Source organism: Streptomyces sp. NPDC047525, from assembly GCF_040643025.1.
Lineage (GTDB): Bacteria > Actinomycetota > Actinomycetes > Streptomycetales > Streptomycetaceae > Streptomyces > Streptomyces durmitorensis.
This window is the reverse complement of record NZ_JBEYTL010000007.1, coordinates 576,036-589,187: the sequence shown is the minus strand read 5'-3', so window position 1 is coordinate 589,187 and position 13,152 is coordinate 576,036. Positions and strand designations below refer to the sequence as shown.

At 69.9% G+C, this 13,152-nt stretch carries 10 protein-coding genes; 2 read left to right on the top strand and 8 right to left on the bottom strand.

The annotated features are described in order from the left end of the window. Window positions 1–446: 446 nt before the first annotated feature. Entirely contained in the window at window positions 447–1,454 is a 1,008-nt protein-coding gene (locus tag ABZ833_RS23520; RefSeq protein ID WP_361049632.1) for a stage II sporulation protein M, read from the bottom strand. A gap of 89 nt (window positions 1,455–1,543) precedes the next feature. On the opposite strand from ABZ833_RS23520, the gene ABZ833_RS23515 reads away from it, so the two are divergent. Further along, entirely contained in the window at window positions 1,544–2,521 is a 978-nt protein-coding gene (locus ABZ833_RS23515) for an RDD family protein (protein WP_361049630.1), read from the top strand. 7 nt (window positions 2,522–2,528) lie between these two features. Here the strand turns inward: ABZ833_RS23515 and ABZ833_RS23510 are convergent, their stop codons facing one another. Beyond that, on the bottom strand, window positions 2,529–3,143 hold the full coding sequence (locus ABZ833_RS23510; protein ID WP_361049628.1) for a hypothetical protein: 615 nt from the start codon (window positions 3,141–3,143) through the stop codon (window positions 2,529–2,531). Window positions 3,144–3,536: 393 nt separating this feature from the next. Beyond that, window positions 3,537–4,994, bottom strand: coding sequence for an adenosylhomocysteinase (gene ahcY / locus ABZ833_RS23505; protein WP_361049626.1), 1,458 nt, complete (start codon window positions 4,992–4,994; stop codon window positions 3,537–3,539). Between the two features lie 385 nt (window positions 4,995–5,379). Here ahcY and ABZ833_RS23500 point away from each other — a divergent pair, with 385 nt between their 5' ends. Then, window positions 5,380–7,452, top strand: coding sequence for a fructose-specific PTS transporter subunit EIIC (locus ABZ833_RS23500; RefSeq protein ID WP_361049624.1), 2,073 nt, complete (start codon window positions 5,380–5,382; stop codon window positions 7,450–7,452). Window positions 7,453–7,545: 93 nt separating this feature from the next. Here the strand turns inward: ABZ833_RS23500 and ABZ833_RS23495 are convergent, their stop codons facing one another. The 5 genes from ABZ833_RS23495 to ABZ833_RS23475 all read right to left on the bottom strand — a co-directional run bounded on the left by ABZ833_RS23495 (window position 7,546) and on the right by ABZ833_RS23475 (window position 13,040). Next, window positions 7,546–8,505 (bottom strand): cation diffusion facilitator family transporter, encoded by a 960-nt coding sequence (locus tag ABZ833_RS23495; RefSeq protein ID WP_361049622.1) that lies wholly within the window; start codon window positions 8,503–8,505, stop codon window positions 7,546–7,548. A gap of 125 nt (window positions 8,506–8,630) precedes the next feature. Further along, on the bottom strand, window positions 8,631–9,785 hold the full coding sequence (gene manA, locus ABZ833_RS23490; RefSeq protein ID WP_361049620.1) for a mannose-6-phosphate isomerase, class I: 1,155 nt from the start codon (window positions 9,783–9,785) through the stop codon (window positions 8,631–8,633). Between the two features lie 90 nt (window positions 9,786–9,875). After that, window positions 9,876–11,075: an SIS domain-containing protein gene (locus ABZ833_RS23485; protein ID WP_361049618.1), complete on the bottom strand. Its 1,200-nt coding sequence runs from the start codon at window positions 11,073–11,075 to the stop codon at window positions 9,876–9,878. A 140-nt stretch (window positions 11,076–11,215) separates the two neighbouring features. Then, window positions 11,216–11,392 carry a Trm112 family protein gene (locus ABZ833_RS23480; RefSeq protein WP_249589554.1) on the bottom strand — a complete coding sequence of 59 codons (177 nt, stop codon included), beginning with the start codon at window positions 11,390–11,392 and terminating at the stop codon, window positions 11,216–11,218. 283 nt (window positions 11,393–11,675) lie between these two features. Further along, entirely contained in the window at window positions 11,676–13,040 is a 1,365-nt protein-coding gene (locus ABZ833_RS23475) for a phosphomannomutase/phosphoglucomutase (RefSeq protein ID WP_361049615.1), read from the bottom strand. Between the last annotated feature and the right edge of the window lie 112 nt (window positions 13,041–13,152).

Here is a 13,152-nt window from a genome sequence, read left to right as displayed (position 1 = left end):
GGCGTTGACTTTTGGCACGCTGTTGAGTTCTCAAGGAACGGACGCTTCCTTTGTACTCACCCTCTCGGGCTTTCCTCCGGGCGCTTCCCTTCGGTGTTTCTTTTTGTTCTTCGTTCTTGCGTTTCCGACTCTATCAGACTCTTTCGTGTCCGATTTTCCTCGGTGCCTTTCAGGTTTCCGCTCCGGCCTTTCGGCTTTCGCGTTTCCCTTTCCGGCGGTTCCGACTTTATCAGAAGTTTTCGGCCGGTCTTACCGGCTGGACTTTCCGATTTATCGGGATGCGGCTTCTTGGCTTATGAGATTCAAGAAGCAGGCAGATATTAACTGCCGCCGCTGGACTTGTCCAGCTCTAGGCAACTGTTCGAATCTACCTCCCCAGTCCTTCCGTGTCAACGGTTTTTCTGGGGCGTCGAGGACACTAGCAGGTCAGCAGGGGCCGATGCACATCACGCTGCGGTCGGGACCGTGGCGCTGCGTTCTGTGGGGTCCACGTCGCCTGTGGCGCCGGCTCGTGCCGCCCTGCCGCCCAGGACGTAGACGTATGCCAGGAAGGCCAGTTCAGCGGCGATGCCGATGCTGATGCGGGCCCAGGTCGGCAGGCCGGACGGGGTGACGAAGCCTTCGATGGCTCCGGAGATGAACAGGACCAGGGCCAGGCCCACTGCCATGCCGAGGGCCGCTCTGCCCTCCTCGGCGAGGGCTGTCCGGCGTGAGCGGGGCCCGGGATCGATCACGGTCCAGCCGAGGCGCAGGCCTGTGCCCGCGGCCACGAAGACCGCGGTCAGTTCCAAGAGGCCGTGTGGGAGGACCAGGCCGAGGAAGGTGTCGAGGCGGCCGGCGGAGGACATCAGGCCGATGCCCACCCCCAGGTTCAGCATGTTCTGGAAGAGGATCCAGATGACGGGGAAGCAGAGGAAGGCGCCCAGGACCAGGCACATGGCCGCTGCTTGGGCGTTGTTCGTCCACACCTGGGCGGCGAACGATGCCGCTGGGTGGCTCGAGTAGTACGTCTCGTACTCGCCGCCCGGGCGGGTGAGCTCGCGCAGTTCGCTGGGGGCCGCGATGGACGACTGGACCTCGGGGTGTGTGGCGATCCACCAGCCGATGACGGCCGCGAGGACCGTCGACAAGAGGGCCGTGGGGACCCACCAGTGACGGGAGCGGTAGACCGCTGCCGGGAAACCGTGGGTCAGGAAGTGCGTGGCGTCGCGCCAGGAAGCGCGGCGGGTGCCTGTCACCGCACTACGCGCGCGTGCCACGAGGTGGGTGAGGCGTCCGGTGAGCTGCGGGTCCGGGGCGCTGGACTGGATCAGCGACAGGTGTGTGGCCGTGCGTTGGTAGAGGGCGACGAGTTCGTCGGTCTCGGCTCCGTTGAGGCGGCGCTGGCGGCGCAGCAGGGCGTCGAGTCGGTCCCACTCGGCTCGGTGGGCGGACACGAAGACGTCGAGGTCCATCAGGTGGCTGCTCCTCGTACTGCGGCGCGATGCTGCCTCAGCTTGGCAGACTGGCCGTTCCGAGGGCAGGGCAGGGAAGGGCGGCTGGCGTGAGTGAGCTTGTGACGGGCGAGGCGGTGGCGCTTGAGCTGCGGCCGGCGAAGCTGCCGAGCCGTGGGCTCGCCGTACTGATCGACTTGGTAGTGGCCTGGGCTGTCTACCTGGGGGTGACCGTGGGGATCGTGGCCTCTACGTCCTCGTTGGACGACGCGGCGGCCGCTGCTGTCGCCGTCGCCAGCTTCGTACTGATCCTGGTCGGTGGGCCGATCGCGGTGGAGACGCTCAGCCATGGGCGGTCGCTGGGCAAGATGGCGTGCGGGCTGCGGGTGGTGCGGGACGACGGGGGGCCGATTCGTTTTCGGCACGCGTTGGTGCGGGGTGCGGTGGGTGTCGTCGAGATTCTGCTGACGTTCGGGGTCGTCGCGTGCATTGCTTCGCTGGTGTCCGCGCGGGGGCGGCGGCTGGGCGATGTGTTCGCGGGGACTCTTGTCGTGCGGGAGCGGGTGCCCGCCGCGCATGCGGCTTTCATTCCTCCGCCGCCGCCGTGGCTGGCGGGGAGGTTCGCCGAGCTCGATCTGTCCGGTGTGCCCGAGGGGTTGTGGCTGGCGATCAGGCAGTACCTGACGCGGATGGGGCAGTTGGATCCGCAGGTGGGCTGGGCGATGGCGGAGCGGCTTGCGGGGGATCTCGCGGAACGTACGGGGGCACCGGCGCCGCAGGGGGTTCCGCCCGCCGCGTACCTGGCCGCGGTCGTGCAGGAGCGGCAGGCGCGGGACGCTCGGCGGGCGTTCGGCGGGAGTGGGAGCGGCGGGTGGCCTGGCGGGCCTGGGTCTGAGTACGCGGCACCTGCGGGGTACGCCGTGCCCGGGGCCCCTGCGCCCATGGGGTATCCGGGCGGTGTTGTGCCGCCGGGGCCCGCTTCTCAACCGGCTGCTCCGGCTTACCCGGCCCAACCGTCCGGCCCGGGGATCGGGCAGGAGGGTACGGAAGCTGCGCCTCCCGGCACCGGGTTCGTGCCGCCCGCGTAGGGCTGGGTCAGGCGAACGCCGAGGGCGGGGATTCGAGGTTCTCGAGTTCGATGCCGGGGGCCGAGAGGACCACGTCGCCGGTGATGTGGATGGCGTGCTGTTCGCCGGTGTCCAGGGCTGTGACCTGGTATTCGTCCACGACGAGCGGGCCGTTGTCAGTGGTGTGTGCTTCGCTTTTCAGCAGGGCCCAGGACTGGTCGAGGGTGCGGGGGGCGAGGACCGGGTCGGTGAAGGCGACGAGGCGGACGCGGGTCGCGGGGGAAGCGGGGGTGAGGCGCAACAGGCGTGTGGTCGCGATGAGGAAAGCGGGGGACGTGCCGGTGAAGGCGTGGGCGGGGGCGTTGTTCTCGGTGGCGTGGGTGCCGGTGGGGTCGGTGCGTACCCAGGTGACGCCGTCGATCGCGGCGGCGCGGATCTGCCAGTCCCCCGCGTGAAGTTCGAGGCGGATGGGGCGGCCGAGTTCGTCGAGGGCGAGGTCTACAGAGCCGGTGGGCTCGCCCGAGGGGGCGGTCCGCTGGGAGACGTAGCGCCAGCCGGAGGGGCCGGGGGCGCAGTGGAAGTGTTCTTCACCCAGGGGGGTGTGGTCGTGCGTGTCGTGAAGCGAATAGTGGCCGCGGGGCATGGGGCTCGGTCCTTGTCGGGGGCGGGTTCCGGGCGTCGGGCTGCGGGTGGGCCCAGCTGGGGTCAGGTGGGGTCAGGTGGGGTAATTCTGGCGGCGGGCTGCGTAGTCGGGTGAGCTTCGTCGGGCGGGCACGGTCGCGTGAGCTTCGTCGGGCGTCGTCGGGTGCGCGTCGTCGCGGTGGGCGTGTGCCACTGGTGCGATGTCTCCCGGCCGCCGCTTGTGCGCATGGTCCGCCCCCGCCCCGCAGCAGGTCGTCATGAGGGCTGCCTCCCGCGCCCGCGTCTGCCGCGTACCCGTCTGCCGCGTCTGCGTCCGCATGGGCGCAGGCCCCCGCCCTGGTGGGCGAGGGCCTGCGGTGAGCGTGGTGCCGGGGCGGTGCCCCGTGCGGCTCGGTCAGTAGCGGTAGTGGTCGGGCTTGTAGGGGCCCTCCACCTCGACGCCGATGTACGAGGCCTGCTCGGGGCGCAGCGTCGTGAGCTTCACGCCGAGCGCGTCCAGGTGGAGACGGGCGACCTTCTCGTCCAGGTGCTTGGGCAGCACATAGACGTCCGTCGGGTACTCCTCCTGCTTGGTGAACAGCTCGATCTGGGCCAGCGTCTGGTCCGCGAAGGAGTTGGACATCACGAACGACGGGTGGCCCGTCGCGTTGCCCAGGTTCAGCAGACGGCCCTCGGAAAGGACGATCAGGACCTTGCCGTCGGGGAACGTCCACGTGTGGACCTGCGGCTTGACCTCGTCCTTGACGATCCCGGGGATCTTCGCGAGACCGGCCATGTCGATCTCGTTGTCGAAGTGACCGATGTTGCCCACGATCGCCTGGTGCTTCATCCTGGCCATGTCCGAGGCCATGATGATGTCCTTGTTGCCGGTCGTCGTGACGAAGATGTCGACCTTGTCGACAACCTCGTCCAACGTAGCGACCTGGTAACCGTCCATCGCCGCCTGCAGTGCGCAGATCGGGTCGACCTCGGTGACGATCACGCGCGCGCCCTGGCCGCGCAGCGACTCGGCACAGCCCTTGCCCACATCGCCGTAACCGCAGACGAGGGCGGTCTTGCCGCCGATGAGGACGTCCGTGGCGCGGTTGATGCCGTCGATCAGGGAGTGGCGGCAGCCGTACTTGTTGTCGAACTTCGACTTCGTCACGGCATCGTTCACATTGATCGCCGGGAACAGCAGGCTGCCGTCACGGTGCATCTCGTACAGACGGTGCACGCCCGTCGTGGTCTCCTCGGTCACGCCGCGGATCTCCGAGGCGAGCTGGGTCCACTTCTGCGAGCCCTCGGTGATGGTGCGGTTGAGGACCTGCAGGACGACGCGGTGCTCGTCGGACTCGGCGGTGTCCTCGGACGGGACCTTGCCGGCCTTCTCGTACTCGACGCCCTTGTGGACGAGCATCGTGGCGTCGCCACCGTCGTCCAGGATCATGTTCGGGCCGCCGGTGGGGGTGTTCGGCCAGGTCAGCGCCTGCTCCGTGCACCACCAGTACTCCTCCAGGGTCTCGCCCTTCCAGGCGAAGACCGGGATGCCCTGGGGGTTGTCCGGGGTGCCGTTCGGGCCGACGGCGATGGCCGCGGCCGCGTGGTCCTGGGTCGAGAAGATGTTGCAGGAGACCCAGCGGACCTCGGCGCCCAGGGCGACCAGGGTCTCGATGAGGACGGCGGTCTGCACGGTCATGTGCAGCGAGCCCATGATGCGGGCGCCGGCCAGCGGCTGGCTGGCGGCGAACTCCTTGCGGATCGACATCAGGCCGGGCATCTCGTGCTCGGCGAGGGTGATCTCCTTGCGGCCGAAGTCGGCCAGGGAGAGATCGGCGACCTTGAAGTCCTGGCCGTTGGTGAGAGTCGACATTGGTGAGCTGCTCCTCGTGGGGGTTGATCGAGGGTGGGTGGACATGGCTGACCTGCGACAACGGCACAGAAGAGCACCGGCGCGCAGCAGCGCAGTCCGTCGGAGGCCCTCTCTCCCTCGGCCGGTCCGTGCAGGCACCGCCCGACCGCCATCAGCAGCGACGTCTGGCTCGGTCACAAAGCTACACCGATTGGCCCAGCGAGCCCCAGCCCGCCTCCCCGGGCGCCTGCGCGGGCGGGGCAGTCGCGGAGGAGCTGTGGAGAGGGCCACAGACCTGCCCATTTGGGACCTTTGCGCTTTTGAACCTGTGCTCAGGTGTTGCAGGATGCCTTGAGATCGGGAACATTTGCGCGATCTTGTTTGACGAAGGTGTTAGGAGATCCACGTGACCCATCCGGCCGATCCCCCCATAGGCGGGAGCGAGGGCGAGCAGAAGAAGCTCAAGCTGCTCGCGGTGACCGCCTGTCCGACCGGTATCGCCCACACGTACATGGCGGCGGAGAAGCTCTCGCAGGCGGCGGAGAGCCTCGGCATCGACATGAAGGTGGAGACGCAGGGCTCCATCGGTGCCGAGAACGTACTGACTGACAACGATGTCAGGGATGCTGACGGCATCATCATCGCCGCCGACAAGGACGTCGACCGCGGCCGTTTCGTGGGCAAGCGCGTGCTGTCCGTCGGGGTGTCCGAGGGCATCAGCCACCCCGAGCGGCTGATCGAGCAGGTGCAGAGCGCGCCGGTGCACGGCGGAGGCGGTGGCGGCGGAGCCGCCGAGCCGCTCTCCAGCGGTGGCGGGGGCGGCAAGGAGCGCAGCCTCGCTTACAAGGCGCTGATGAACGGCGTCTCGTACATGATCCCGTTCGTCGTGGTCGGTGGTCTGCTGATCGCGATCTCGCTGTCGCTCGGCGGGCACACGGACCCCCAGGGCGGTCTCGTCATCCCCGACGACACCTTCTGGAAGCACGTCAACGACATCGGTGTCATCGGCTTCACGCTGATGGTGCCGATCCTCTCCGGCTATATCGCCTACGCGATCGGCGACCGGCCGGCGCTCGTGCCGGGCATGATCGGCGGCTGGATCGCCAACACCGGTGAGCTGTACGACTCCAAGGCGGGCGCGGGCTTCATCGGGGCCATCGTGACCGGCTTCCTCGCCGGTTATCTGGTGCTCTGGATCAAGAAGGTCAAGGTCCCGAAGTTCGCCCAGCCGATCATGCCGATCATCGTGATCCCCATCGTCGCGACGACGGCACTCGGGCTCTTCTTCATCTACGTCATCGGCAAGCCGATCTCGTGGGTCTTCGAGCATCTGACCGACTGGCTCAGCGGCATGACCGGGACCAGCGCGATCCTGCTCGGCGCGATCCTCGGACTCATGATCGCGTTCGACATGGGCGGTCCGGTCAACAAGACGGCGTTCCTCTTCGGCGCGGGACTCATCGCGACCGGCAACCAGACCGTCATGGGCATGTGCGCCGCCGCCATCCCCGTCATGCCGCTCGGGCAGGGTCTCGCGACGCTGATCCGCAAGCGCCTCTACAGCGAGCAGGAACGCGAGACCGGTCTGGCCGCCTTGTTCATGGGCTTCTTCGGCATCTCGGAGGGTGCGATCCCCTTCGCGGCCGCGCGGCCCGCGCAAGTCATCCCCGCGAACATGCTCGGTGGCGCCGTCGCCGGTGCGATCGCCGGTCAGGCGGGCGTCGAGGACGCGGTGCCGCACGGCGGTCCGATCGTGGCGGTCCTGGGTGCCGTGGGCGGCGTACCGATGTTCTTCATCGCGATCGCCATCGGTGCCGCCGTCACGGCGCTGACCACCGTCACTCTGGTCGACATCAGCGAGCGCAAGCGGCGCGGGGCGCCCGTCGTCGACGTGCCGGGCGGTCCCGAGCCGGTGCTCGCCGGAGTGGGCGCCGGAGCCGTCGCCGCAGGCGGGGCCGACACCCTGCAGAAGGCGCCCGCCCCCGCGCCGACGGCCGCCCCCGCGGCCGAGAAGGCCGAGGACGAAGTCCTCTCCGGCTATCTCACCGAGCAGACCGTGAAGGTCCAGCTGGACTCCGCGGACAAGGACTCGGCGATCCGCGAGATGGCGAACCTCCTTGCCTCCACGGGCAAGGTGAGCGACGTCGAGGAGCTCGTGCAGACCGCTCTGCGCCGCGAGGCCCAGGGCACCACGGGGCTCGGCGAGGAGATCGCCATCCCTCACGCCAAGACCGATGCGGTGACCTCGCCGGTCGTCGGGTTCGCGCGGTCGGCCGAGGGCATCGAATGGGGTGCGCTCGACGGTACGAAGGCCAAGCTCATCTTCATGATCTCCGTGCCGGAGGCGGCCGCGGGCGACGAGCACCTGCGGATTCTCGCGCTCCTCTCGCGGAAGCTGATGGACACCGGCTTCCGGGAGCGGCTGGAGGCGGCGCCCGACGAGGCGGCGGTTCTTGAGGTGCTGCGCGAGGTTCAGTAGCCCGTCAGTTGCTACGCGTACGAGATGGGGCCCCGCACCGAAAAGGTGCGGGGCCCCATCTGCGTACGTACTCAGAAGGTCATCCTCAGAAGGTCAGTGACCGCCGGGCGACTTCGCCGGGTTGGTGCCCTCCGCGGCCGCCGTCTCGTCGTAGATGTCCGGCTCCAGGTAGATCACGCGGGCGATCGGGACCGCCGCGCGGATGCGCTCCTCGGCGGTGTTTATGGCGGCGGCCACCTCGGCGGCCGTCTCGTCGTGCCGCACGGCGATCTTGGCGGCGACGAGGAGCTCCTCGGGGCCGAGGTGCAGCGTGCGCATGTGGATGACGCGGGTGACCGTCTCGCCGTCGACCAGGGCCTTCTCGATCTTCTCGACCTCTTCCGTGCCCGCGGCCTCGCCCAGGAGCAGGGACTTGGTCTCCGCGGCGAGGATGATCGCGATCAGGATGAGCAGGATGCCGATGCAGAGCGTGCCGATGCCGTCCCAGACGCCGTCGCCCGTCGCGAGCGCGAGGCTGACGCCGACGAGGGCCAGGATCAGACCGACAAGCGCGCCCAGGTCCTCCAGGAGCACGACGGGCAGCTCGGGGGCCTTCGCGCGGCGGACGAACTGCGTCCACGTGAGGTTGCCGCGGGTGTGGTTCGACTCCTTGATGGCCGTGCGGAAGGAGAAGCTCTCGGCGATGATCGCGAACACCAGGACGCCGACCGGCCAGTACCAGGCCTCGATCTCGTGCGGGTGCTTGATCTTCTCGTAGCCCTCGTAGATCGCGAACATGCCGCCGACCGAGAAGAGCACGATGGATACCAGGAAGGCGTAGATGTAGCGCTCGCGCCCGTACCCGAAGGGGTGTTGCGGGGTCGCCTCGCGCTGCGCCTTCTTGCCGCCGAGGAGCAGCAGCCCCTGGTTGCCCGAGTCCGCGAGCGAGTGCACGCTCTCGGCGAGCATCGACGACGAGCCACTGAAGATGAACGCGACGAACTTCGCCACCGCGATCGCGAGATTCGCGGCGAGTGCCGCGACAATCGCCTTTGTTCCGCCTGACGCGCTCATGTGTGCCCGTTGTCCCTTCGCCTGCGTACGTTCATGACCCACCGCCGGCCTCACTGCCGACCGGACGGTGCTTTGCCCGTCCTTTGCGGTGGGTCATTGTTGCAGCACGAGGCTCTGGTGGTGAGTCAGGCCACCACAGTGGCACGGAAGAGCGTGCCGACTCCGGACACTTCGGCCTTTTCGTCCGCGGGGACGAACACGGACTGTCCGGGCGTGAGTTCCCCTGCGTCGCCGACACGGACCGAGCCCGCCACACAGAGCAGGATCTGCGGCGTGGCAGCGGTGAGGTCGTGCGGTGCCGCCCCGTCGGCGAGGACGAAGCGGGAGAGGCGGAACTCGTCGATCGGGGTGTCGTAGACCTCTTCGCCGTCGGGCGACGCCTCGGGGCGCAGGACGCCGGGGTCGGTCGCCTCGAAGCGGACGATGCGCAGGAGTTCGGGCACGTCGACGTGCTTGGGGGTCAGGCCGCAGCGCAGCACGTTGTCCGAGTTCGCCATGATCTCGACGCCGAGACCGTCGAGGTAGGCGTGCGGGACTCCGGCGCCGAGGAACAGGGCCTCGCCGGGCTGGAGCCGGACGTGGTTGAGGAGCATCGCGGCGATGACGCCGGGGTCGCCGGGGTAGTGGTGCGCGATGCCCGCGTACGGGGCGTAGGCGCCGCCCAGGCGTCCGGCGGCCTCGGTCACCTCGGTGACGGTCGCGGCCATCTCCTCGGGGTCCGCGGTCAGGACGGCCGTCAGGACCTCGCGCAGCGCGGCCTCCTGGGGCTTGGCGTGCAGCAGATCGACGTACGGCTTCAAGGAGTCGACGCCCAGACCGGCCAGCAGGTCAGCGGCTTCGACGGGGTCGCGGAAGCCGCAGAGGCCGTCGAACTCCGTGAGGGCGCAGATCAGTTCGGGCTTGTGGTTGGCGTCCTTGTAGTTGCGGTTCGGGGCGTCGACCGGGACGCCGGCGCGCTCCTCGTCCTCGTAGCCCTCCCTCGCCTGCTCCAGGTCGGGGTGGACCTGGAGGGAGAGCGGGGCGCCCGCGGCGAGGAGCTTGAGGAGGAAGGGCAGGCGCGGGCCGAACCTGGCGACCGCGGCCCGGCCGAGCTCGTGCCCCGGGTCCTCGTCGATCACCTCGTCGAGCGGGCCGCGCTCGGTGCGCGAGGGTGCGCCGGGGTGGGCGCCCATCCACATCTCGGCCTGCGGTTCACCGGTCGGCTCGACGCCGATGAGCTCCGCGATGGCAGTGGTGGAACCCCAGGCGTAGGGGCGGATGGTGTTGGTGAGGCGGTCCACGGAGGGGTTCTCCCTTACGTACGTACGTGATGCGAGGCGGGGCCTGCTGTCATGACCGGGCTGGGGTCATGTGTCATGACCGGGCCGTGGTCATGATCCGTCCCTCGGGGCGAGCGCCAGGTAAACGGCGGCGAAATCCGTGACGGCGATCAGCTCCGCGAGGGTCTCGAGCTCGTCGCCGTCCTCCGGCTCCAGCTCGCTGATCGCGATGTCGTGGCCGTGGGCGAGCTCGCGGGCCGCGGGTGCGGCGCTGAGTCCACCGGCGTCCACCGGGCGGTCGCGGAGCAGGACGACGCGGGCGCGCAGCTGCTGTGCGTCCTCGACGCGGTCGCGGAAGAAGTCGTCGCCGTCGCCGCCGCTCGGGGCGAGGTTGCCCGCGAGCAGGGCGCCGTGCGCGGGCAGCGACTCCGGAAGCTCACCCGCGACGGCAGGGTGCCCGGCGAGCTCGGCGAGCGTGGCGGCGAAACGGCGGCCCACGGGGCCCGCCAGCTGCCCCTCGGTCCAGATCACCGGGAGGGCTTCGGCGAGCTCGGCTGCGAGCGTCTTGGCGGGGTTGCTGTACGTCGCGACGACCGGGCCGCAGCGTTCGGCGACGTGGTCGAGGCGGTCGGCGATCTTCTCCAGGGTCTCGGCCGGTGCGGTGATCAGGCCGGTGCGGTCCAGGAGGATGAGCAGGGGGGTGAGCAGGGCCCAGAGGGTGGCGGGGGCGGACGAGGCGGCCTCGTCGTCCACGCGGCGCGCCTCGTACGTCCCGGAGGCCCGCTCTCCGTCGTGCGGGGCTTCGTACTCCCCGTACGGAGAGGTGGCCATCGCGACCGTGAGGCCGTGCGAGCCCTCGACGCCCTCGGCCAGCGGCGAGCGGGCGGGGGCGACGGCCACGACCGTGCAGCCGCGGCGGTACGCCTGCTCCGCGAGGAGTTCGAGACCCGGTTCCGTGCCGTCCGGGGTGGCGATGAGCAGCAGGTCCAGGGGGCCCGCCCAGCCGGGGAGCGCCCAGCGCAGGGCGCCTGCCGCGGGGGCCACGCCCGTGGGGGCGAGGCGGATCACGGGGCAGCCTGTTCCGGCGAGGGTGCCGAGCAGGTCGGCCACGCAGGTGGCGGCGGTGCCGGGGCCCGCGATCAGGATGGCGCGGGGGCGGCCGTCCGGCTTGAGCTGCGTGAGCCCGGCCTCCGTGGCGTGCCGCACCGCTGTGCGGACGCGGGCGCCTGCCTCCGCGGCGCCGCGGAGGAGGCCTCGGCGGTCGGCCACGGCGAGGGCCTCGGGGGCGTCGAGCAGCGATTCGTCGAGCATGGGGTGGGGCCTCCGATTCGCCGGGCGACCTGTGCGGGAGCGGGCGCATGCGCCGTGGGTCGCGCTTCTTGTCGTTGCGCCGGGCCTTGCGGGCCCCGCGCAGGCTTGCGCCGGGCCTGGCGCCGGCCTTGCGAGGGCCCTTACGCGGGGCGGCGGGCCTCGTCGACGAGGAGGACGGGGATGCCGTCGCGGACGGGGTAGGCGAGGCCGCAGTCCTTGCCGTCCGCCGTGCAGACCAGCTCCGTGTCCGCCTCCTTGAGGGGGGCGTGGCAGGCCGGGCAGGCGAGGATCTCCAGGAGGCCGGCTTCGAGCGGCATGGGGTGGGTCCCTTCGAGCGGGTGGGGTGCGGAATGTCGCCTGGTCAGCCTACCGCTGGCCCCGGGGCCTTGGGCGGGTGTACTGGCCGGGGCTTCGCCCCGGGCCCCCGGGGTGGGGCGTGCGGTCGTTCTTCGTCTGCGGGCCGGTGGGGCGTTTGTGCCCACCCTTCCCCAAGCTCTCGGCTCCGCTCGAGCAGGGGAGACCCCAATCGCCGTGCGGAACGCCTGCCCACGAACGCAGCAGCGGAACTGCTGCCGTCCACCCAGGCGGACGCCCGAAGGCTCAGCCCCTGATGATCGCCAGGGCCTCGTCCCGGGCCTTGGTCATGGTGGCTTCGTCCCTTGCCTCCACGTTCAGGCGCAGCAGGGGCTCCGTGTTCGAGGCCCGGACGTTGAACCACCAGTCCGTGGCCGTCACCGTGAGGCCGTCCAGGGTGTCGATCGTGACGCCCTCCTCGGCCTCGTACTTCGTCTTGATCGCCGCGAGGCGGGCCGTCTGGTCGTCGACCGTGGAGTTGATCTCGCCGGAGGCCGCATAGCGGTCGTACTGCGCGACGAGCTCGGACAGCGGGCCGTCCTGGCCGCCGAGCGCCGCGAGGACGTGGAGCGCGGCCAGCATGCCCGTGTCCGCGTTCCAGAAGTCGCGGAAGTAGTAGTGCGCCGAGTGCTCGCCGCCGAAGATGGCGCCCGTCTTGGCCATCTCCTCCTTGATGAAGGAGTGGCCCACCCGGGTGCGGACCGGCGTGCCGCCGTTCTCCCGGACGACCTCGGGGACCGACCACGAGGTGATGAGGTTGTGGATGACCGTGCCCTTGCCGCCGTTGCGTGCGAGCTCGCGCGAGGCGACCAGGGCGGTGATCGCCGACGGGGAGACCGGGTCGCCGCTCTGGTCGACGACGAAGCAGCGGTCCGCGTCGCCGTCGAAGGCGATGCCGAGGTCGGCGCCCTCCTCGCGCACCCGCTTCTGCAGGTCCACGATGTTCTTCGGGTCCAGGGGGTTGGCCTCGTGGTTCGGGAACGTGCCGTCCAGCTCGAAGTACATCGGTACGAGCGTGAGCGGCAGGCCGTCGAAGACCGTCGGGACGGTGTGCCCGCCCATGCCGTTGCCCGCGTCGACGACGACCTTCAGGGGGCGGATGGACGTCAGGTCCACCAGGCCGCGCAGGTGCGCCGCGTAGTCCTTGAGGGTGTCCCGCTCGGTGAGCGTGCCGGGCGTGGCCGCCGGCTCCGGGGCGCCGGTCCGCGACCAGCCCTCCACCAGTTCGCGGATCTCGGCGAGGCCGGTGTCCTGGCCGACCGGGGCGGCGCCCGCGCGGCACATCTTGATGCCGTTGTACTGCGCGGGGTTGTGCGAGGCCGTGAACATCGCGCCCGGCAGGTTCAGCGCACCCGACGCGTAGTAGAGCTGGTCCGTCGAGCAGAGGCCGATCTCCGTCACGTCGACGCCGAGCGCCGCCGCCCCGCGCGCGAAGGCACGGGAGAGGCCGGGCGACGAGGGCCGCATGTCGTGCCCGGTCACGATCGCGTCCGCGCCCGTCACCTTCGCGAAGGCGGCACCGAACAGCTCGGCGAGCGACTCGTCCCACTGGTCCGGGACCACCCCGCGCACGTCGTACGCCTTCACGATCTGGGACAGATCAGCAGTCACAGCCAACCCTCTCTACAGGTTCTGCGGGTTCAGCGGATTTCGGAGAGCACGGGTCAAGTGCTCGTCGGTGACCCCAAACTACCCGCAACAACTGACAACCAGCTGTGAGCGC

Excerpts from the sequence above, each read along its gene's own strand:
- ABZ833_RS23495 (WP_361049622.1), bottom strand. The coding sequence starts at position 8,505 with ATGAGCGCGTCAGGCGGAACAAAGGCGATTGTCGCGGCACTCGCCGCG.
- ABZ833_RS23510 (WP_361049628.1), bottom strand. The coding sequence starts at position 3,143 with ATGCCCCGCGGCCACTATTCGCTTCACGACACGCACGACCACACCCCC.
- ahcY (WP_361049626.1), bottom strand. The coding sequence starts at position 4,994 with ATGTCGACTCTCACCAACGGCCAGGACTTCAAGGTCGCCGATCTCTCC.
- ABZ833_RS23520 (WP_361049632.1), bottom strand. The coding sequence starts at position 1,454 with ATGGACCTCGACGTCTTCGTGTCCGCCCACCGAGCCGAGTGGGACCGA.
- ABZ833_RS23485 (WP_361049618.1), bottom strand. The coding sequence starts at position 11,075 with ATGCTCGACGAATCGCTGCTCGACGCCCCCGAGGCCCTCGCCGTGGCC.
- ABZ833_RS23480 (WP_249589554.1), bottom strand. The coding sequence starts at position 11,392 with ATGCCGCTCGAAGCCGGCCTCCTGGAGATCCTCGCCTGCCCGGCCTGC.